We start from the raw sequence: 19222 nt of genomic DNA, 5'->3' as shown, positions 1-19222 counted from the left end.
TGAGAGAATAGCTAAATCTGTCTTATTGGGGCCCATGGCGTGGCCGAACGTGACGACACTGGAGGCACTACCTTGCCAGGTATGAACTTGACCCGTGATGAAGCCCGCGGGCGTGCTGAATTGCTCGATATCGAGTCGTACCACGTAACTCTCGATTTGAGGCGTCCGCAGCGAACCTTCGGCTCGACGACGGTCGTGAGGTTCCGGGCGAAGGCAGGGACGTCCACGTTCATCGACGCCATCACGGACACCGTGCACGAGGTGGTGCTGAACGGCCGGCCGCTGGACCCTGGTGAGGTCTCCGACGACGTCCGCATTCAGTTGCCCGACCTCGAGGCCGTCAACGAACTGCGCATCGTCTCCGACGCTACGTACATGAACACAGGTGAAGGGCTGCACAAGTTCGTGGACCCGGTCGACAACGAGGTCTATCTGTACAGCCAGTTCGAAGTGCCTGATTCCCGCCGGATGTTCGCCGTCTTTGAGCAGCCGGACCTCAAGGCCAGTTTCACCTTCACCGTCACCGCTCCGGCCCACTGGACAGTGGTTTCCAATTCTGCCACTCCCCGCCCCCACCCCGCCGACGACGGCAATTGCATCTGGGAATTCCCGCCGACTGAATCGATTTCGTCCTACATCACCGCCCTGATCGCCGGCCCGTACGACTCCGTGACGAGCGAATTGACCAGCTGCGACGGGCGGACGATTGAACTGGGGGTGTACGCCCGCCAATCCTTGATGCAGTACCTGGACGCCGGGAACATCTTCGAACTGACGCGCCAAGGCTTTGAATTCTACGAGCATCACTTCGGTACGCCGTATCCATTCGCCAAGTACGACCAATTGTTCGTTCCCGAATTCAACGCCGGCGCAATGGAAAATGCCGGCGCCGTGACCCTGCTGGAGAACTACATTTTCCGGTCCAAGGTCACCGACGCCATGGTCGAGCGCCGCGCCATCACCATCCTGCACGAACTGGCACATATGTGGTTCGGCGACTTGGTCACCATGCGGTGGTGGAACGACCTGTGGCTCAACGAATCGTTCGCCGAATTCATGTCCACCCTCGCGGCATCCGAGAACACGGAGTGGAAGCAGGCCTGGACAACCTTCGCCTCGTTGGAGAAGTCCTGGGCCTACCGCCAGGACCAACTTCCGACCACACACCCCATCGTTGCTCCAATCAATGACCTGGAAGACGTGCAGGTCAATTTCGATGGCATCACCTATGCCAAGGGTGCTTCGGTGCTGAAGCAACTGGTGGCCTGGGTGGGCCGCGATGAATTCATGGAAGGCGTGCGCCGCTACTTCGCCAAGCATGCCTGGCGGAACACCGAGCTGAAGGACTTGCTGGCGGAACTGGAAGAATCCAGCGGACGCGACCTGTCACTGTGGTCGGCCCACTGGCTGGAGACAGCCGGCGTGAACACCCTCCGGCCCGAGATAGAGACCGACGGCGGTGAGATCATAACGTCCTTCACCGTGGTGCAGTCCGCTCCGGATGACTACCCGAGCATCCGGCCGCACCGGATGGCCATCGGCTTCTATGATCTCGACGTCGCCCAGGACGGCACCGGGACCGGCAAATTGGTGCGCAATCACCGGCTGGAGCTGGACATTTCATCCGATCGCACAACGGTTCCCGAACTGGTCGGCTTGGAATGCCCGGACCTCGTGCTGCTCAACGACGATGACCTCGCCTACGCCAAGGTGCGGCTGGATGACTCGTCCCTGGAGACAGCCAAGCACCATTTGAAGGACTTCGCCGATTCGCTGCCGCGAACCCTGGTCTGGGGATCTGCCTGGGACGCCGCCCGCGACGGAGAGACCCCGGCACGCAGGTATGTCGACCTGGTGCTGAACAATATCGCCCACGAGTCGGACTCTTCAGTGGTGCTGGTGCTGCTGCGGCAGCTGACCAGCGCGCTGAACTACTATGTACACCCGGGCGTACGCCGGCAGACCATCGAGTCGGCGGCCGACTCGCTGTGGCGTTTGGCCCGCGACGCCGGGGCCGGCTCGGACTCTCAGTTGCAGTTCACCAAGGCCTTCGCATCGCTGGCCCGCACGGCCGGACAACTGGACCGGGCGGCGGGCCTGCTGGATGGGTCTGTGACTCTTGACGGGCTCGACGTCGACACGGACTTGCGCTGGGAGCTGCTCACCGCGCTGGTGGCCGGCGCACGTGCCGATGAGTCCGCCATCGATCATGAACTGACCCGGGACAACACCTCCAGCGGCCAGCGCGCGGCGGCGCTGGCGAGGGCGGCCATCCCGACGCCCGAGGCGAAGGAAGCGGTGTGGCACTCCGTTGTCGTCAAGGATGACAATTCCAATGCGGTGCAACAGGCCCGGATCGCCGGATTCAACAGGGTCCATGACACGTCGCTGCTTGAGCCTTTCGTGGACAAATATTTCGACGCCGTACCGGGCATCGTCGATACCCGCACTCATGAACTGTCGCAGCAGATCGTCGTCGGCCTCTTCCCTGCCCAGTTGGCCACCCGCCGCACGCTGGAGCAGACGGATGCCTTCCTGGAATCCCTCCCCGCCGGCTCCAATTCGTTGCGCCGACTGACGCTGGAGAACCGGGACAATATTGCCCGCGCTCTGAAGGCCCAGCAGAGAGACAAGTAACAGTGCCGGCACGCCGGCCCGAGGGCCGCACCCGCTTCGGACCGGCGGCGGACAAGCATCAGGAGGTGGACAATGGTACGCACGGCGTCGCTGGTCGAGCACCACTATGACGTGACAGTAACGTGGACCGGCAACCTTGGTGAAGGAACCACCGGATACCGCAAGTACAGCCGGAACCACGAGGTCGAAGCACCGGGCCTGCCCAAGCTGTTCGGATCAGCCGACCGTACCTTCCATGGCGATGAGGGCCGGTGGAACCCCGAGCAACTGCTGCTCACTGCGTTGACTCAGTGCCACATGCTGTCCTACTTCCATGTGGCTTCGGCGGCCGGCGTCGTGGTCACCGGCTACACCGATCACGCGTCGGGGACCTTGAAACTGAACCGGGACGGCAGCGGCGAATTCGTACATGCCACGCTTCATCCACAGGTGGTGGTGGCCTCTCGTGACCATGCCGAATTGGCCAAAACGCTGCACCGCGACGCGGCCGGTGCCTGCTTTATCCGCCGGTCGGTGAATTTTCCCGTCCACCACGAGCCCGGGATCGTCGTCGCAGCCTGACCAGCATCGCGGGCCACCGGGCGACCCGGCGCTGGTGCACGGCGTAAGGTGGAGACAGTTCCCCTCCCTCACCCGGAAGGCTTTTTAATGAACGAACAGCACGACACCGGCGGCAGCCCGCCGGCAGCCGGGCCCGCCCACCTCGGACAGCCCGTGGCGAACCTGCGTCCGGTCGGGACGCATTTCGACCAGCCCTCATACACCGAGAACTTTTATTCCGCGGTCGGCGGACATCCGACATTCCAAAAGCTGGTGGACGTCTTCTATGAGGCCGTGGCCGACGACGAGCTGCTCAGGCCGATGTACCCGGAGGAAGACCTCGGGCCGGCGAAGGAACGGCTGCGGATGTTCCTGGAGCAGTATTGGGGTGGCCCTAAGACGTATGGCGAGACGCGCGGCCATCCGCGGCTGAGGATGCGGCATATGCCATTCGAAGTCACTCCACAGGCGCGCGACCGGTGGCTGCTGCATATGCGGCACGCCGTTGAGTCGCTCCAATTGTCGCCGCTGCACGAGTCGACCCTGTGGGACTATCTCGAACGCGCGGCGCATTCCATGGTCAACAGCGCCTGACGCCTCCCCGCGCCTTATAGGGCACCGGCAATAAGGCACCGGCTATAGCGACACCGCCGGACGAATCAGCACATGCCCGCGTTCACTGCTCAACCGCATCCAACGGTGATGCCCGTAGACGGCCACTTGTCCTTCGGGAGTCAGGAACCCCAGCCCGTACGCGGCGAACGCCGCTCCGGCCGGAACCTGCGTGCCCTCGATCGGCCGGCCCCAGACCGCGTTGCGGGCATTATTGACGATCAACGTTCCGGGATTGGCCGGAACGATTTCGGCCACCTCACGTACACCGGCCTTGGCGGTATCCATCAGGTGTTCGCCGGATAAGGTTCCCTGCCGGCTCCACCCGGACCGGTCCGGTGAGATTCCCGACCAGCTGTGGCTGACAGTCATCGGGGGGATCTGCAGGGCGGTCTCGGCGTCGCGCATCCGGGCCAGCCGGTCGGACACCGCCGACAGCGGCACCGTGGTGTCGAGTTCGGCCGGCGCGGCCAAGTTCATAGTCCGCAAGCCGAGGATGGTGGGCGTCGATTCGCCCAGCCCCTTGGGCTGCATCACGCAGACATATGCTGCCAGCACGGTTCCGGAGGCCTGCAGCCGGACGCCGCCGTCGTCAATCGCCCTGGCCAATGACACGAAGGTGCGCAGATCCGCTGTGACCTGCTCATCGGCCAGTTGAAGCTGCTTCGAATCCTCACGCATTACGGGGCTTAGGGCGACGGCGGAACTCGACCGGCGCGCCTGACCACTCCTGGAGTGCGTGATGCTGCGCCTGAGTTAACTCGATGGGCTTATCGGTGGCCTTATTCATCAGCACCATGCCGGACGTGGCCTGTGCATAGATCTTCGCCCCATCCTGTTCGGCCACCGCGTAGCCGAACTCGAAGCTCGACTTGCCCACCGACGTCACCCAGATGTTGACGTATACCGGCACCGGCCGGAAATTCAGCGGCTGCAGGTATTCGATTTCATGGCGGCCGACCAGGGCGAAGTTGTCCTTGCCCACCAGGTCATGGAAGGTGTCTTCCTCCGCTGCTCCGGCGCCGGCTGCAGACCCCAGGGAGCGGTGGATCAATTGCACGCGTGCATCCTGCAGATACGTCAGGAACGTGACGTTGTTGACATGGCCGTATGAGTCGATGTCGTCGAACCGGATCTGCACGGGAAACTGCAGCCCGGCCTGATGCTTGGAATCCATCCATCAATACTCTCAAACCCTGCGATGGACTACGAACCGCCGGTGCCGGCGCAAAGTTGAGGCCGCATACTCTCCGGCTCTAAAGTCGAGGTACCCGTGTCCATGGCACACCGATCGATGGCGAGGAGCGCCCCTTGACGGAGACGACGAACGAAGCGACGCAGAAGCAGGAGCCCACCCAGGCACTGATCGACCTGCTCAGCCTCAGCGACGCCGATGGAGCGCACACCGATGAGGACATATTTGTCGGTGTGTCCCTCCCGCAGCCGCGCCAGCGGGTATACGGCGGCCAAGTGCTCGCGCAGTCGGTGGCAGCGGCCATCCGGACCGTGGATCCGGACCGGCCGGTACATTCGATGCACGGCTACTTCCTCCGCCCCGGCGACGCCAACCAGCCCATCACCTTCGGCGTGCAGCGCCTGCGCGACGGCAGGTCGTTCTCCGCCCGCCGGGCGCATGCGTATCAGAACGGCGTGCCCATTCTGTCCATGATTGCCTCCTTCCAGGTCCCGGATGAGGGCCTCGATCACCAGGACCCGGTGCCCGAAGACGTGCCGGACCCGGAGTCCATCGCCAGCACCGCCGAGCTGCTTGGCTCGTTTGACCATCCGGTGGCCCGGCATTGGGCCTATGAGCGGCCCTTCGACGTGCGTCACATCGACTCCAGCATCTATATCGAGGTCGATGGGGAACGGACCGCGCACAATGCGGTGTGGATGAAGACGCTCGGCCCGCTTCCCGACGACGCGAATCTGCACCGGGCGGCGCTGGCCTATGCCAGCGATTACACACTGTTGGAGCCGGTGCTGCGCCGGCACGGGCTGAGCTGGGTGACCGGCGGGATGAGCGTGGCGTCGTTGGACCATGCCATGTGGTGGCACCGTGCGACGCGCGCGGACGAGTGGCTGCTTTACGTGCAGGACTCCCCCAGCGCCTCCGGCTCACGCGGGTTGTCGTTTGGCCGCATCTTCAACAGGTCGGGTGAGCTGGTCGCATCCGTGGCGCAGGAGGGCATGATCCGCGTGCCCACGGAGTAGGACACCACCGTGATACACCAAAGGCAGGTGCCGGCGACCGTTGGGCGCCGGCACCTGCCTTTGATGAAGCCGGTTCTCAGCCGCGTGTCAGGCGGCGGTGGGTCACCCTGTGGGGCTTGGCGGCCTCGGCGCCGAGCCGCTCCACCTTGTTTTGCTCGTACGCCTCAAAGTTGCCCTCGAACCAGTACCAGCTGCCGGGGTTCTCGTCGGTGCCTTCCCACGCCAGGATATGGGTGACGACACGGTCCAGGAACCACCGGTCGTGGGAGGTGACAACGGCACAGCCGGGGAATTCGAGCAGCGCGTTTTCCAGGCTGCCCAGTGTTTCCACGTCCAGGTCGTTGGTGGGCTCATCGAGCAGCAGCAGATTGCCTCCCTGCTTCAGCGTCAGCGCCAGGTTCAATCTGTTGCGCTCACCGCCGGAGAGGATTCCTGCCTTCTTCTGCTGGTCCGGGCCCTTGAATCCGAAGGCCGATACGTAAGCGCGGGACGGCATTTCGACCTTGCCGACCTGAATGTAGTCGTGGCCGCCGGAGACAACTTCCCACAGGTTCTTTTCCGGGTCGATGGCGCTGCGGGACTGGTCGACGTAGGCGATGTCGACCGATTCACCGATCTTAAGTTCACCGCCGTCGAGCTCCTCACGGCCGACGATGGTATTGAACAGCGTGGTCTTGCCGACGCCGTTGGGGCCAATCACACCCACGATGCCGTTTCGTGGCAGGGAGAAACTGAGCCCGTCGATCAGCACACGGTCGCCGAAGCCCTTTTCGATATCCTTGGCTTCGATCACCTGCGTGCCCAGGCGGGGTCCCGGCGGAATCTGGATCTCCTCGAAGTCCAGCTTCCTGGTGCGCTCGGCCTCGGCGGCCATCTCCTCGTAGCGTCCCAGACGGGCTTTCGATTTCGTCTGCCGGCCCTTGGCGTTGGACCGCACCCATTCGAGTTCATCGGCAAGACGCTTGGCCATCTTGGCGTCCTTCTTGCCTTGGACTTCCATCCGGGCGCGCTTCTTATCCAGGTAGGTCGAGTAGTTGCCCTCGTACGGGTACAGCTGGCCGCGGTCGACTTCGGCGATCCATTCAGCCACGTGGTCCAGGAAGTACCGGTCGTGAGTGACAGCCAGCACCGCGCCGGCGTAGGTGGACAGGTGCTGCTCAAGCCACAGCACGCTCTCGGCATCCAGGTGGTTGGTCGGCTCATCGAGGAGCAGCAGGTCAGGCTTCTGCAGCAGCAATTTACACAAGGCAACCCTGCGGCGTTCACCACCGGAGAGCACCGATACGTCGGCCTCCGGCGGCGGACACCGCAAGGCGTCCATCGCCTGTTCGAGGTGCGAATCGAGGTCCCACGCATCGGCGGCATCGATGGCTTCCTGAAGCTTGCCCATCTCATCGAGCAGCTTGTCGTAATCCGCGTCCGGGCTGGCCATCTCCTCGGAAATCTGGTTGAAACGGTCCAGCTTGGCCTTGATCTCGCCAACGCCTTCTTCAACGTTGCCCAGCACCGTCTTGTCTTCATTGAGCGGCGGCTCCTGGAGCAGGATGCCGACAGTGTAGCCGGGGCTGAGCCGGGCCTCACCATTGGATGGAGTGTCAAGCCCGGCCATGATCTTCAAGATGGTGGACTTACCCGCACCGTTAGGGCCGACGACGCCGATCTTCGCGCCCGGGTAAAAGGACATGCTTACGTCGTCGAGGATAACTTTGTCGCCAACAGCCTTGCGGGCCTTGGTCATTGTGTAGATAAATTCCGCCATGCCTCAAGGCTAATCGTTCGGCGCGCCGAACTCACATTCAGCGTTGATCGCCCACGAAGCAATGGCCGCTGGCAAGCACCGGCAGCACCGCCACCGACAACTTGTCGCCGCGGACCTGGCCGACGAGGCAGTCGCCACCGAAACGCACGGCAGCCTCCATCGCTTCAACCTCAAGACCTGTGGGAGTCTGACCAATCGATACTTCCACCTCGTCAAAGCCGGCCGACTTGAGGGCCGAAGCGATCTGCTTCCGTGAAGGGTCGGTGTCACCGGCGAGTATCCCTTCCAGCGCCGTGGTGAACCGGTCGCGTGCCCGGCCAGCTTCCTTGGGCTTCCCGGTCCCCTTGGTGCCACTGATGCCCCTGGAGTCGCCGTTTCCCGCCTCTGGCTGCTGCCCGGCTGCTGCCCGGGACGCAGCGGTCACGGGTCGATCGGGTCGCTCACCGGCCACCCCGGTTCCGCTGCCGCAGGCACTGAGCGCAAGGACAATCACGCACCAGAGCACCAGCTGTGTGCGGCGGCGCGCGCGGATTCCGGGTCCCTGGCGGCCGGCTGAGGTAATCACACCGTCACTCTATCGACAGGCAGCCCCTTGCGTGGACTTCCGCCACCCGCCTTGGAGAGCCGCCCGTCATGCCGCCTGTACAGTGTCCCCGGCTTCGTCCGGTGTTTCGGAGGGGGATTCCTCGTCCAATGCACTGACCTCCGGCTGCCATGCTGCATCCGCTCCGGCCTCTTCCGGTTCCTCCGTCTCGGGGATCTCCCCTGTCTCGGTGTTTACCCAGGAAGGGGAGGTTTCAGTGCCAAGCTCCGGTGCTTGGACGGCCACCCACGGGATGGGCGCATCCTTGCTGTTCCGCTGGTATTCGGAGATGCCCCAGCCCAAGTCGTGTCCCACCGTCTCTGCATCGATACCAATGTTGGTTGCGGGCGTCCCGTCGGGCCGTGTCGAGGGCCAAATCCGCAATCGGCCGTGAACGACAACCTTCTGGCCCTTGCGCAAGCTGTGGGCTACGTTTCGTGCCAATCCCCGGAATCCGGAGACGGAGAACCAATTCGTCTCCCCGTCTTCCCACGTGTTCTGCTGGCGGTTGAACCGTCGGTCAGTCGAACCCAACCGGAAGGTTGCCAGCTCATCTCCCGCCTGCGTTTCATGCCTGCGCACATCGGATGCGACGAATCCCCTCACTGTTACGGTGATGCTCATCTCAAGTCTCCTTTTCCCTCTGGCAGCAACCGCTGCAGGAACCAGCTTCGACGGAAGCTGGGGCACAGGAAAGGTCCGATCGGCCCTATGTGCACAACGCGGCGCAGCGCGCACCATGTGGAGGCCGAGTCAGTGACAGGATTGATAGAGTATTGGAGGATCCGCCGCCGGTGTGCCGGGACGGAAGCCGTGCGCCTCGGTAGCTCAGCGGATAGAGCAGGAGCCTTCTAATCTCTTGGTCGTGGGTTCGATTCCCGCCCGGGGCACTGGTTGAGCAATACTGACTGTAAGAGTGCACTCGAATCAGGAGCGTGAATTCAATGCAGGCGTGGACACGGATGGCCGACTGGATCCTCATCACAGGAGGGTTCATCGCGGCATTCAGCCCGTCTATGGTTCAGACCACGCCTGCCTCAGCCGGCGCGCTGGCCCTGGTGGGCGGCGTGCTTGCGCTGGCCGGGGTCATCAATCTGGCGGCCCCCAAGGTTTTCTCCGTCTTCTGGGTCGCCGGGCTGGCGGGCTTGCTGCTGTTCCTCGCACCCTGGGGGCTGGACATGATGGACAACCCCGGCGGTGCGTTCGTGGCCTGGGTCATCGGCGGCATCTCATGCGTGGTCGGCATCGGAGCCGCGGTGCGGGGACCGAAGAGCCGCAGCGGCTCGGAGGGGCCCGCAAAGACCGTCTAAGCAGGCAGCGCCTCAATTCCGGGTCCCCTGCCGCGCTGATTCCACGTCGTCGTAGACCAACCCGCCGTCGGCGGTACGGACGCCGGCGGTTGGCTGATGGCCGGTGCTTCTGCCTTGCGGCATGAGGTGGCGCACCTCAAAGCCATTCACCAGCACGCAGTGGTCGGCAATGAGGCGGCGATGGCACCGCCACCATACGGTCTCGCTGCACATGATCCCGGTGGGAGCGCCCATAGCCTGTTCCAACAGTTCGTCAAGCCCGTGCAGGAACTGTTCCGTTCTCATATGGCCCGCGTAGGCCTTGAAGGATTCGTTGCGCAAGGCAACGTCCGGTGAATCGGGCTCAAGCTTCCGGAATCCGCCCAGCCGCTTGTCCCAGCGATAGCCGACGCCGGCCTCTGGAAGCCATTGCTGCAGGCTGTCTTTGCCGAAGTGCGGGTGTTTCCTGCTGCCGGGCCCGATACGCACATCGACGAGTTGTTCCACGCCGGCCCATTTCAGTCTCTCGACAAACTGCTGCCCTTCGGCGGACCCGTGCCCGACTGTGTAAAGACGATGCTGCGCCATGCCAACACAATATCGGTTCGACGTGAGCGCCACATGTCAGTGCCCCATCGCGCGGCCCTGCTCACAGCGCGTTGTCGACCGTTGCGAAGCCCGCGTCGATGCGCTGCCTGAAGAGAATGTTCCTGCCCCCGGCGAGGATGAACAGCTCCCTCGGCTCTGCAGGGGCCTCAGGAACCAGCTGGTCGCGGGGCAGGTCGAACCGCACATCGAGCCTGCCATCCTCACGATGAACGATCTGTCCGGATACGGTTTGGGTCGGGCCCCTATGACGCGGCAGTATTTGCAAGCGCAGCATCAACTCGTCCTTGGCAGGCGGACCCGCGTTCTGCTTCCAGGTAAACGATGCGACGATATGCGCCACACCGTCGGCGCCCGCCGTCGTGCTCAGGATCTTCACGGCTGTGTTGGCCAGCGCCAGTCGTCCCGGCCGCTGTGTCCAGGCGCGATCAACAATGGAACCGAAGCGCTTCAACACTTGGCTGTAGCTATACCGTTCGCTGGCCGCCCAAGCCGATTTGCTCATCCGCCGGGCAAGGGCGTCGTCAGAGCACAGTGCGCTCACGTGTTCCGCCGCCGTCTGCACGTCTGCTTCGTCGACGAGGAATCCATTCTCCCCATCAGAGATCACGTCATCGGGACCGTACCGAACGTTAAAAGCAACAGGCGGGCAGCCCTGTCCCTGGCTCTCCAGCAAGACAAGTGGTTGGCCCTCTTTTCGGCTGGTCAGTAACGAAAATGTGGCGGTGCTGAATTGCCCGGAGGCATCGGGAGCATGGCCGTGCAATTGAATATTGTCCTGCAAACCCAGCTCCGCGATCCGACCCTCAATGTCCTGGCGTTGCTTGCCTCTGCCGTAAATATCCAGGCGAATGGCCGGAACCGAGCGCCGGACGATGTCGATGATGTCGATCGCCGCAAACACGTTCTTGGCGTCCTCCAGCCGGCACAGCATGACCCCGCGAGCTGGCACGCGACGGGAAAATGGGGGAAACTCATCAGCTCGCGGCGCCGGGTTGGAAAGCACAAACAGATTATTGGCGCTGCCGAATCTGTCAACGAAATCCTGCCGGTGGCGCTCGGTCAGGAACAAGATTCCATCCCAGCGCTGTGACTGTAACACCACGTCCCGTCGTCCCCCGCCGAGCCGCCCACGCAGCGGCTCTCCTCCCCCGGCCACGTGGCTGTTGTGCATCACCGCCATCTTCATCACATGCTTGGCGCGGATTCGGCCGGTGAACTGTGTCGTTTGAACACTGTCTGCCACAAAGACGGATGGCTCACCTTCGGTTTGCTCAACCATCCAAAAGCGGAACAGGTCCTCCCGGCTTTTGAACACTCGGACAGTCGCGCCGGACCGGGTCATCAAACGGAGCTCACGGTGCTGTTCCCCGTTGTCATCGTATTCAGTGGTTTCGGTCAGGAATATACTTTCGTCCGGCCGCCAGTACTCGCGGCGGTACTCCCTTTCGCCATCGAGGCTGCGAATGATCCGGCAAAAGACGCCTCCGTCGCCATCTCGAACGGTTTGTGCCTGAATGTCCTGCTGCGGTATCTCAAGCTTCCGGCCGCCCTCGTCGGGTGCTGGAGCGCGGCCATCCAAGTCAGCGGCCCGGTAGTAATGGTAGAGGTTCCTGATCTCCATGCCATCAACCAAGTGGCCTGACTGGTGCAGGGACCCGAGGATCTCGCTGTAGTCCGGTTGAAAATCGAACGTGAGCACGGGAGCGTGAGTCCCGGAGAATTGCCGCATCGTGCGGGCACGGGTCAAACACATGGAGGTCATTCCGCCGAATTCCCCTCCGACGCCCCACGTGACCATGAAATACCGGAACGAGGGCATCTTTACGCTGTCTGGCACACCGAAATCCTTGCTGCTGGGGGTCTATACTTCAAGCATCCGCTTGACTCTCCATCCTGAAAGTCTGCCACGGGGTCGACCCTGCCTCCAGCAGGTGGTCCGCCGTCAGCCCTCTCGATACCTCGGGCGATCACGAGAAAGTGATTGGGCAATCTATTCACCATAAGCCGCCTGTTGGAGCCTGTCATGGCGAGATGCTGAGGTACAGTATTCCGATGGCAGACCGAGTCTATATCCATATTGGGGCACCCAAGTCGGGTACAACGTTCCTGCAAACACTGCTGTGGGCCAACCAGGAAAACCTGGCCGCTTCAGGCGTCCTGCTGCCCGGTACAAAGAAGTTCGATCACAACCACATAGCGACGTTTGCCCGTAGCGATCGGCCGCCCGCCGCCGTGCTAAAAACGTGGCGGCGCCTTGAGGCACAAATCAGAGAATGGGCCGGGCCGGTGGTGCTGAGCAACGAGTGGTTCACATTGGCTTCGCCGACCCAAATACAACGCCTGGTTGACGTATTAAGCCCTGCGGAGGTTCATGTCATTTTCACCGCACGGAACCTGGTTAACACGGTGCCGGCTGCTTGGCAGGAAACCCTGAAGCTGGGATTCACCATTGGACTCGACGACTTCGTCAAAGACCTGGATGAACCCGGCACCAACCCGCGATGGTGGTGGGGAACCCTCGACCCGGCGGTGGTGCTGGCCGACTGGACAACGGCAGTACCGGCAGACCGGATCCAGATAGTCACCGTCCCGCCGAAGAGCGCCGGCCCTGATGCCCTCTGGAACCGTTTTGCCGCTGCGTGCAATATTGATCCCGCCATGTGCAGCACCAACGGCGCCTCGGCCAACGAATCTGTCGGCGCGGAAAGTGCCCGCCTTCTTCAGTTGATTGGCCCCGAACTCAGAGAGGCTGTCAATGCAGACGACGGCCCATGGACCGTGCCCTATCGTTGGATCCGCAGCTTTCTCTCCCATTCAATACTGGCGCCCCTCGGCGGAAGCAGGATAGGACTGCGCGATGCCGACGTCTCCGCTATAAGGTCAAGGTCGGACCACTCGGTGGCGGCCATAAAACGTGCGGGGTTCGGAGTCAAGGGCGACCTTGAAGAACTCCGCTTTGGAGGATTGGATGGTGCCGTCCATCCCGACGATGTGCCCGAGAGCGACGTCCTTGGAACCGCTTTGAAAGTCGTCCCGCCCCTCCTCCACCGGGCGAAGGTGGAGTCGTCAAAGCTTCAAAAGGCCAGGCAACGAATAGGGGAGCTGGAAGAGGAGATCCGGCGGCTTAACGGGCGCAATATCTCCAGCGGTCCTACTGGTCCCGTCCGCAAACAGACGCTGCTGACATCGCCACGAAGTAAAGTTCGCCACTTCACCGCATGGCTGAGACGTTCAGACCATAGAAGGGAGTAGCGTCGCCTTTATCCTGGGACACCAGGCACGCACCTGCACGGGGACTTCGACAAGGGGGAACTATGAAGAAATGGATCGGCCGGCAGCTCCATACAGCAATCACGTCGCCGAAAGGCGTAGCCACCCGTCACTGGTTAGGGCTCCGAAGCGTCTTGCGCTCCAACCACGAATTACACGGTGTACCCGTGCCAGCAGAGATAGTCGTCTACTTTGGTGACGTCACGACCAAACTCTACCAACTCGAACAATGGTTGCCGGTATTGGAGCAGCTGAACCGGGAGCATAAAGTCTTGCTGCTATTCCGAAAAGTCGGAACGCTTCGGGAGGTCAAGAAGAAAACATCCCTCCCCATGATTTTTGTTCGTCGGTTTGAGGATGTGATGGATCTTTATGACACCAATGATTACCGACTGGGCATCTATGTGAATAATGGCGTCACCAATTTCCAGTCACTCACTTTCAGCCGCATGGTGCATGTTCATGTCAATCATGGAGAAAGCGACAAACTGTCGATGGTCTCGAACCAGGCAAAAGCCTACGATAAAGTGTTCATAGCCGGACCGGCGGCGATGGAGAGGCACCGTTCAGTTCTACTGGATTTCGACGAATCCAAGCTGGCAATGGTAGGCCGTCCGCAGCTCGACCTGGATTTCCCCCGCGAATTGGCCGAAGAGGACATGCGAACCGTCATGTACGCGCCGACGTGGGAGGGCGAGAACGAATCGAATAACTATACGTCGCTGGATCTCTATGGCCGGGAAATTGTCGATGCCTTGCTGCGCCTTCCCGATACGCGCGTAGTCTACAAACCCCACCCCCGGATCGCCACGAGCCGCAATCCGGAAATCTCCGGGGCGCATTTCGACATCGTCCAAGCTATAGAACAGGCGAATATCGGCCGCAGTATCCCTCACATAGTTTCCACCGCGGGAAACATCCTGGCAATGTTCAACGACGTGGAGACGCTCGTCACAGATGTGTCGAGTGTGGGGTTGGACTTCCTGTATCTCCACCCTGATAAGCCGCTGGTATTGAGCGACCGGCGAAGTAATCGTCAGCAGCTTGAACGCGATGCGCCTATAGCCCGCGCCTGTCCCGTCGTCGACGAAACCACCGTAACCGGGATGGACAAACTCATCTCATCAGTTTTGGAGGCCGAAGACGGCTCGTCACAACGCGCCAGGATGCGTCGCTATTATTTCGGCGACCTCAAAAAGGGCGACTCGACCAGAGCCTTCATTACCGCTGTGGAAGAACTGCTGTCCGAACGCAACAAGAGGCTCGAGGATTATGAGTTCCATGCGACGTCCGGCGAAGCCGTTGACACCTAAATACTGCTTGAGGCTCCACCCGGACGTGTTCCCAACCCCAATGGCCGCTACGAATCGAAAGAGAAGATAATTACATGCCGGTTTTCAGAAAAGACGGTAGAAACATACTCTTTATCCATGTCCCAAAGACCGGTGGCTCCACCATTGAAGAAGTATTCCGCTCGAGTGGATACCAAGTTATGTACTTGGATGGAAAAATGGGCCCAAACTCCCCAAACCACTTTCGCAAGTGCGCCCCCCAGCATATGAACGCAGAAATGCTGGAGACCAATTTTGAGCTCAGCAAGTTTGATTTCACCTTTATGATGGCGAGAAATCCGCTGGCGCGATTCAAGTCCCGTTACGTCTGGTCCCATCGCAAGCAAGCCTCGATCAACTCGACGATGAGTCACGAGTGGGTCGAGAAGCAATTCAGGGAGTTCTCGACGAACAAATTCCTGGGCGGCAACCATGTACGCCCCCAAGTGGACTTTTTGACGCCTGGTTGCGACGTGTACCACTTCGAACAAGGCATGCAGCACGTCGTCGACGACTTGGATCACCGGTTCGACTTTTCACTAGAGCGGAATATCCCAAGAGTCAGGGAGGGCGGAAGCGTATCCCATATGTCCAGCAAGGATGTCGTTGTCCCGCCGTTGCTGGAACGAAGGATCAAGGAATTCTATGCCGAGGACTACATCAGGTTCGGTTATGAACGCTAAACAGGGCAGGTGCTAAAAGTACAAAGTACTGAGCCTACCGTACGGTCTTCAGGCTCACGTTTGTTTCACTTGTCGGGTAGGGACGAAGGGGGTCGAGCGGGCTGCCAAAGGCAACGCGCACGACGCTCCGGACCTTCCCGCACGTAACGATAACGAAGAAATCGATCTGCTGGTCGTCTTTTGTAGCGATCTCGTCCAAATCCGACTGGTCGAAAGCCGCCCTGACCCCTAGTGCGCCTGGGCGCCGATAGTCGATGTCCATTGACTTTCGCTTTGGCCCTCCTCGTGTCCGGGGCAAGGCCTGCAGTTCCACGGCAGGAAGCATCGTACTGCCCGACGGGACAGGATCGGTCCAGGAAACCTCGCCGTGAAGGGAGAGTCCGGCGTCGCGTTCGAGATCGACGCGCTCGAGGGCAAAGTGAACATCGGAGATGGAGGCCTCCTGCTGGGCCCACATCATGTCAAAGGTGCTCTTCCACGTATCTGCGACTGACCGATCATCAAAGCGCTTACTGCTTTCCCACGCATTACGGCTCATCTCCACCGCCCGGTCTGGGTTGAGGCATAGTTCGACGACGTGTTCGGCCGCAGCCTCGATGTCGCCTGCTGCAACCAGGAATCCGTTGTGCCCGTCCTGAATCAGATTTTGGGGACCGTAGCGAATATCAAAAGAAACCGGCGGGCACCCCCTGGCAAGGCTCTCCATGATGCTCAATGGCTGCCCTTCATACTTGCTGGTCAACAAAGAGAATGTGGAACGCTCCAGTTGATTGACCGCATCGTTGGCATATCCCCTGAGCGCGACATTGCCGCCAAGCCCCCGGGTTTCGATCAGGCTCTGCAACCGGGCTTTCTGCACCCCGTCCCCGTAGATGTCGAGCTGAATGTCCGGAACGGTCCGCCGCACGGCCTCGATGATATCGATGGCCGCGCTGATGTTCTTTACTGGTTCAAGCCGACAAAGCATCACTCCGCGGTTATGTGGTCGGGTGGAAGCATCCGGCGCTTCGGCTAACCGGGAACGTGGGTTGCTGACGGTAAAAAGGTTGTTGGTATGGCCGAAGCGGCTGATGAAGTCCTGCCGCTGCTGCTCGGTCAGAAATACTATGCCATCCCACTCATGGGGATTTTCGGCAATGTGCTTCCTGCTTTTGGCAAGGTTGCCTCTATACGGATCTCCCGCAGAGCCGATGTGGTTGCTATGATATACAGCCGCTTTGACGGCGTATGGTGACTGGTACTTTGCCATAAACCTGCTGGCATGTGCGCTGTCGACAACAAGTGCGGAGGGGCGTTGGGCAACCAGGGTATCCACCCAGTCCCGATACCATTTTGATCCCGTCGAGTATTGCTTGACGACATCGCCTTGGCCGTTGAACAAGGAAATCAACCGTCGTTTGGGCTGCCCGTCCGCCGCCGGCGGTGTTTCATCCCGGGCGAAAAGCGAACCGTCGGTGCGGAAGTATTTGCGCCAGAAGGTTTGTTCCCCCTCGAGGTCCGTCAAAATGGTGCTGAACAACCGGCCGGCAGAATCGTTGCTGTCTTTCACCATCACATCGTCGGGCAAATCGGTGTGGAGATGCTGTGGGGCAGCCAGTGCTTCGAGCCGGCAAAAATCCTTGTCACGGTGGTATTCGTAGAGATTGAGCACTGGCGTATCGGCGTGCAGAAGGCCGGTCCTCCTCAGCCTTGCCCTGATCTCGTCATAGGTTCCCACGGGATCGAATGTGACAATCGGAGCCGTAATTCCTCTGTGGCGGCGGAATATCTCTGCACGGTACAGACACATTGTCGTCATCCCGCCGAATTCATCACCGATCCCCCACGTAACCATAAAATGCTGCAAGGATTCTTCCGGAGAGCTCTGTGTCATGGTTCCGTTCGATTCCTATTCGTTGTCTGGACGCTTAGGCGATTTCTTGAGACTCAGGTTTCCATAGGCAGTCGGATAAACAGTCCAGGAGCTGAATGCACGGGGCCAAGGGAGCCGGCCGACAGCGTCACCTTCGTTGCTCTTGAGCACCAGGTGGGCGTCAACGATGTCGTCCGCCTCCAAGGCACCGGCATCGTTCCGCAGGTCGATTTCAAACCGGAATAGTGAGCCTCCCGAGCCGTCGGTATCGAGGCTGACAGGAACCAGATGTGACTGAGTGGTGCCCCGCCTGGTCAGCTTCAGCCACGCCGTTGAATCGGCCGCAGCCTTCGAGCCGGACAAAGCCGCGCGCCCGGTTACCTCGAGGAGGCCGTTGTCCAGCAGAGAAAGCTTATCCACGATGGTTTGACTGATGTGAGGCAGCAACAGAACGTCCCTTCATTCTGCCAACACTCTATCGACTGCCCGCAGGAATCGACGGGTACCGTTTCCTGGCGTGGTGTCCCCGAAATGGTGTTCCACTTGCCCCAGTTGTGCCGCCGATGGACCGGCATGCTTGAGTTCGGCGACGAGTTGCAGGACATCGTCTGCGCGGCCGGCGGAGAGCAGATCGAGGCTACCGGCGATTCCTGCCGGGTCGACGTGTGCATGCGGGTTGGACGGGCGGGTAATGACCATTGGTTTACGCGTCGCGAGCCAGTCTGCAGCCATAGCTGAAATATCCACAATGCCGATGTCGGCAACCGACAGGGACCATCGGAAGTCGGCTTGTTCATCAACCAGGTGGCAGGCCGACGGATCAGCATCGTTCGCGGCGTTGATCGATGTCTTGATCGCCTTCGATGCCCGCGATTGTACGGCTTCCCTCACACCGACCCGCGGATGGGGCCGGTAGATCACCCGGATGCTTGGGTCCGACAACAACGCGGAGATCATGGCCGTCCCGTGCGAGGCAACCGAGCCATAGGCCATCGCGGAGCGTTCGCCCTCCCATGTCGGGGCATAAAGGACCACCGTCCGGCCATCGTCCGGCAACTGGTGCTGATACTGCGGTGCGTCGAGCTGCGGCCGGCCGATCTGGACCAAGTGATCCGGGTCCAGCCTCTTGACGGTACGTTCGATGCGGCTTCTGGACGCCTCCCCGGCGATGAAAGCATAGTCGTAGGCTTTCAGCTGATTTGACGCCATCGAGGTCTTGTCACTCTCCCCGTGGCTGAGATGAATGTGGATCGGGCCGGTATAGCGAAGCGTCAGGAAGTTCTCTTTGTTGTTATTGACATAGAAGATGATCTTCACCGGGTGGGCCGAAAGGAATGCCTCCTGTTCAGGCATATTGGTCGCCAGCACCATCGGTAGCGGACAGTCATGAAGACTCCGGACCGTCATTGGCTTGCGCACCATCACGGTGACCCGATGGCTGTCGGCGAGCCTGAGCATCGGCTCGTACCACTGGCGGACTTGATACGAATTGACGGGCTCGTCGGCGAAATACAGCACACATTCAACCGGCCCCTTCACCGGATGTGTCTGCTTGAGTCGGGCACGGACCCGTTTTGCGGCCAAGGCATTTCCCACCTGCGAGGAAAAGATTTCCAGCACCCGGCGAAGTATTTTAAGCACTGACTGACATGCTCCCTTTTCTTTCCGTCCTGCGGGACGAACTCATGATTTCCGGGCCGTATACGCCCTCCTGTGCAACAGTACCGGTGTCACGGCGTGGAACACCGGCCTCGACGCACCTCCTAAGTTAGACTTGATTGTCCGTCCTTATCGTGTGGCTCACCGGGGCGGTCACTCGCAACCCGCGTATGAGGTTGGACAC

The 19222-nt window shown here is 60.9% G+C and carries 18 protein-coding genes and 1 tRNA gene; 9 read left to right on the top strand and 10 right to left on the bottom strand.

Annotation, left to right across the window (positions count from 1 at the left end):
• Positions 1–81 precede the first annotated feature (81 nt).
• From pepN to H535_RS0119130, 3 genes are all read left to right on the top strand, one after another.
• Positions 82–2637, top strand: coding sequence for an aminopeptidase N (gene pepN, locus H535_RS0119140; RefSeq protein WP_026820818.1), 2556 nt, complete (start codon positions 82–84; stop codon positions 2635–2637).
• 72 nt (positions 2638–2709) lie between these two features.
• Positions 2710–3198 (top strand): OsmC family protein, encoded by a 489-nt coding sequence (locus tag H535_RS0119135; protein ID WP_035770195.1) that lies wholly within the window; start codon positions 2710–2712, stop codon positions 3196–3198.
• A gap of 87 nt (positions 3199–3285) precedes the next feature.
• A complete protein-coding gene (locus tag H535_RS0119130) occupies positions 3286–3771 on the top strand; it encodes a globin (RefSeq protein WP_026820816.1) in 486 nt (161 codons plus the stop codon).
• A 42-nt stretch (positions 3772–3813) separates the two neighbouring features.
• Here H535_RS0119130 and H535_RS0119125 read toward each other — a convergent pair whose 3' ends face one another.
• Together H535_RS0119125 and H535_RS0119120 are read right to left on the bottom strand one after the other, a co-directional pair.
• The gene (locus H535_RS0119125) at positions 3814–4470 is read right to left on the bottom strand and encodes a DUF8185 domain-containing protein (RefSeq protein WP_026820815.1); all 657 of its coding nucleotides are present in this window, start codon (positions 4468–4470) and stop codon (positions 3814–3816) included.
• Positions 4463–4966 carry an acyl-CoA thioesterase gene (locus H535_RS0119120; RefSeq protein WP_026820814.1) on the bottom strand — a complete coding sequence of 168 codons (504 nt, stop codon included), beginning with the start codon at positions 4964–4966 and terminating at the stop codon, positions 4463–4465. The genes H535_RS0119125 and H535_RS0119120 overlap by 8 nt, the downstream gene beginning before the upstream one ends.
• Before the next feature lie 134 nt (positions 4967–5100).
• Between H535_RS0119120 and H535_RS0119115 the strand changes: the two genes are divergently transcribed.
• The gene (locus tag H535_RS0119115; protein ID WP_026820813.1) at positions 5101–6003 is read left to right on the top strand and encodes an acyl-CoA thioesterase; all 903 of its coding nucleotides are present in this window, start codon (positions 5101–5103) and stop codon (positions 6001–6003) included.
• Positions 6004–6079: 76 nt separating this feature from the next.
• On the opposite strand, the gene ettA is transcribed toward H535_RS0119115, so the two are convergent.
• The 3 genes from ettA to H535_RS28010 form a co-directional block, all read right to left on the bottom strand.
• Positions 6080–7762, bottom strand: coding sequence for an energy-dependent translational throttle protein EttA (gene ettA / locus H535_RS0119110; protein ID WP_026820812.1), 1683 nt, complete (start codon positions 7760–7762; stop codon positions 6080–6082).
• Between the two features lie 37 nt (positions 7763–7799).
• The gene (locus H535_RS30120) at positions 7800–8327 is read right to left on the bottom strand and encodes a DUF6993 domain-containing protein (RefSeq protein WP_245580387.1); all 528 of its coding nucleotides are present in this window, start codon (positions 8325–8327) and stop codon (positions 7800–7802) included.
• Between the two features lie 66 nt (positions 8328–8393).
• On the bottom strand, positions 8394–8969 hold the full coding sequence (locus tag H535_RS28010; RefSeq protein ID WP_051299553.1) for a single-stranded DNA-binding protein: 576 nt from the start codon (positions 8967–8969) through the stop codon (positions 8394–8396).
• Positions 8970–9162: 193 nt separating this feature from the next.
• Between H535_RS28010 and H535_RS0119095 the strand changes: the two genes are divergently transcribed.
• Positions 9163–9235 (top strand) — tRNA-Arg (locus tag H535_RS0119095).
• Positions 9236–9280: 45 nt separating this feature from the next.
• The gene (locus H535_RS0119090) at positions 9281–9655 is read left to right on the top strand and encodes a hypothetical protein (protein ID WP_155838781.1); all 375 of its coding nucleotides are present in this window, start codon (positions 9281–9283) and stop codon (positions 9653–9655) included.
• A gap of 12 nt (positions 9656–9667) precedes the next feature.
• Here H535_RS0119090 and H535_RS0119085 read toward each other — a convergent pair whose 3' ends face one another.
• Both H535_RS0119085 and H535_RS0119080 read right to left on the bottom strand, forming a co-directional pair.
• A complete protein-coding gene (locus H535_RS0119085; protein ID WP_026820810.1) occupies positions 9668–10222 on the bottom strand; it encodes a DUF488 domain-containing protein in 555 nt (184 codons plus the stop codon).
• Positions 10223–10283: 61 nt separating this feature from the next.
• Positions 10284–11864: a glycosyltransferase gene (locus H535_RS0119080; RefSeq protein ID WP_162144912.1), complete on the bottom strand. Its 1581-nt coding sequence runs from the start codon at positions 11862–11864 to the stop codon at positions 10284–10286.
• 431 nt (positions 11865–12295) lie between these two features.
• On the opposite strand from H535_RS0119080, the gene H535_RS0119075 reads away from it, so the two are divergent.
• The 3 genes from H535_RS0119075 to H535_RS0119065 all read left to right on the top strand — a co-directional run bounded on the left by H535_RS0119075 (position 12296) and on the right by H535_RS0119065 (position 15527).
• Positions 12296–13495, top strand: coding sequence for a hypothetical protein (locus H535_RS0119075; RefSeq protein ID WP_155838779.1), 1200 nt, complete (start codon positions 12296–12298; stop codon positions 13493–13495).
• Between the two features lie 62 nt (positions 13496–13557).
• Entirely contained in the window at positions 13558–14826 is a 1269-nt protein-coding gene (locus tag H535_RS26690; protein ID WP_155838778.1) for a CDP-glycerol glycerophosphotransferase family protein, read from the top strand.
• Positions 14827–14900: 74 nt separating this feature from the next.
• Positions 14901–15527 carry a sulfotransferase family 2 domain-containing protein gene (locus H535_RS0119065; RefSeq protein ID WP_081416820.1) on the top strand — a complete coding sequence of 209 codons (627 nt, stop codon included), beginning with the start codon at positions 14901–14903 and terminating at the stop codon, positions 15525–15527.
• A gap of 34 nt (positions 15528–15561) precedes the next feature.
• Here the strand turns inward: H535_RS0119065 and H535_RS0119060 are convergent, their stop codons facing one another.
• From H535_RS0119060 to H535_RS0119050, 3 genes are read right to left on the bottom strand one after another with little or no spacing between them, the layout of a single operon-like run.
• Positions 15562–17400, bottom strand: coding sequence for a glycosyltransferase (locus tag H535_RS0119060; RefSeq protein ID WP_026820806.1), 1839 nt, complete (start codon positions 17398–17400; stop codon positions 15562–15564).
• A gap of 15 nt (positions 17401–17415) precedes the next feature.
• Complete coding sequence (locus H535_RS0119055) at positions 17416–17799, bottom strand: hypothetical protein (protein ID WP_155838777.1); 384 nt, start codon at positions 17797–17799, stop codon at positions 17416–17418.
• 39 nt (positions 17800–17838) lie between these two features.
• A complete protein-coding gene (locus tag H535_RS0119050) occupies positions 17839–18999 on the bottom strand; it encodes a CDP-glycerol glycerophosphotransferase family protein (protein ID WP_026820804.1) in 1161 nt (386 codons plus the stop codon).
• Positions 19000–19222: the final 223 nt, after the last annotated feature.

This window comes from Arthrobacter castelli DSM 16402 (genome assembly GCF_000430705.1).
Taxonomy (GTDB): Bacteria; Actinomycetota; Actinomycetes; order Actinomycetales; family Micrococcaceae; genus Arthrobacter_C; species Arthrobacter_C castelli.
Note: the sequence above shows the minus strand (reverse complement) of the source record. Positions and strands in the feature narration are given on the sequence as shown.

Excerpts from the sequence above, each read along its gene's own strand:
- H535_RS0119120 (WP_026820814.1), bottom strand. The coding sequence starts at position 4,966 with ATGGATTCCAAGCATCAGGCCGGGCTGCAGTTTCCCGTGCAGATCCGG.
- H535_RS0119130 (WP_026820816.1), top strand. The coding sequence starts at position 3,286 with ATGAACGAACAGCACGACACCGGCGGCAGCCCGCCGGCAGCCGGGCCC.
- H535_RS26690 (WP_155838778.1), top strand. The coding sequence starts at position 13,558 with ATGAAGAAATGGATCGGCCGGCAGCTCCATACAGCAATCACGTCGCCG.
- H535_RS0119075 (WP_155838779.1), top strand. The coding sequence starts at position 12,296 with ATGGCAGACCGAGTCTATATCCATATTGGGGCACCCAAGTCGGGTACA.
- pepN (WP_026820818.1), top strand. The coding sequence starts at position 82 with ATGAACTTGACCCGTGATGAAGCCCGCGGGCGTGCTGAATTGCTCGAT.
- H535_RS28010 (WP_051299553.1), bottom strand. The coding sequence starts at position 8,969 with ATGAGCATCACCGTAACAGTGAGGGGATTCGTCGCATCCGATGTGCGC.
- H535_RS0119080 (WP_162144912.1), bottom strand. The coding sequence starts at position 11,864 with ATGGAGATCAGGAACCTCTACCATTACTACCGGGCCGCTGACTTGGAT.
- H535_RS0119125 (WP_026820815.1), bottom strand. The coding sequence starts at position 4,470 with ATGCGTGAGGATTCGAAGCAGCTTCAACTGGCCGATGAGCAGGTCACA.
- H535_RS0119085 (WP_026820810.1), bottom strand. The coding sequence starts at position 10,222 with ATGGCGCAGCATCGTCTTTACACAGTCGGGCACGGGTCCGCCGAAGGG.
- ettA (WP_026820812.1), bottom strand. The coding sequence starts at position 7,762 with ATGGCGGAATTTATCTACACAATGACCAAGGCCCGCAAGGCTGTTGGC.
- H535_RS0119135 (WP_035770195.1), top strand. The coding sequence starts at position 2,710 with ATGGTACGCACGGCGTCGCTGGTCGAGCACCACTATGACGTGACAGTA.
- H535_RS0119065 (WP_081416820.1), top strand. The coding sequence starts at position 14,901 with ATGCCGGTTTTCAGAAAAGACGGTAGAAACATACTCTTTATCCATGTC.
- H535_RS0119060 (WP_026820806.1), bottom strand. The coding sequence starts at position 17,400 with ATGACACAGAGCTCTCCGGAAGAATCCTTGCAGCATTTTATGGTTACG.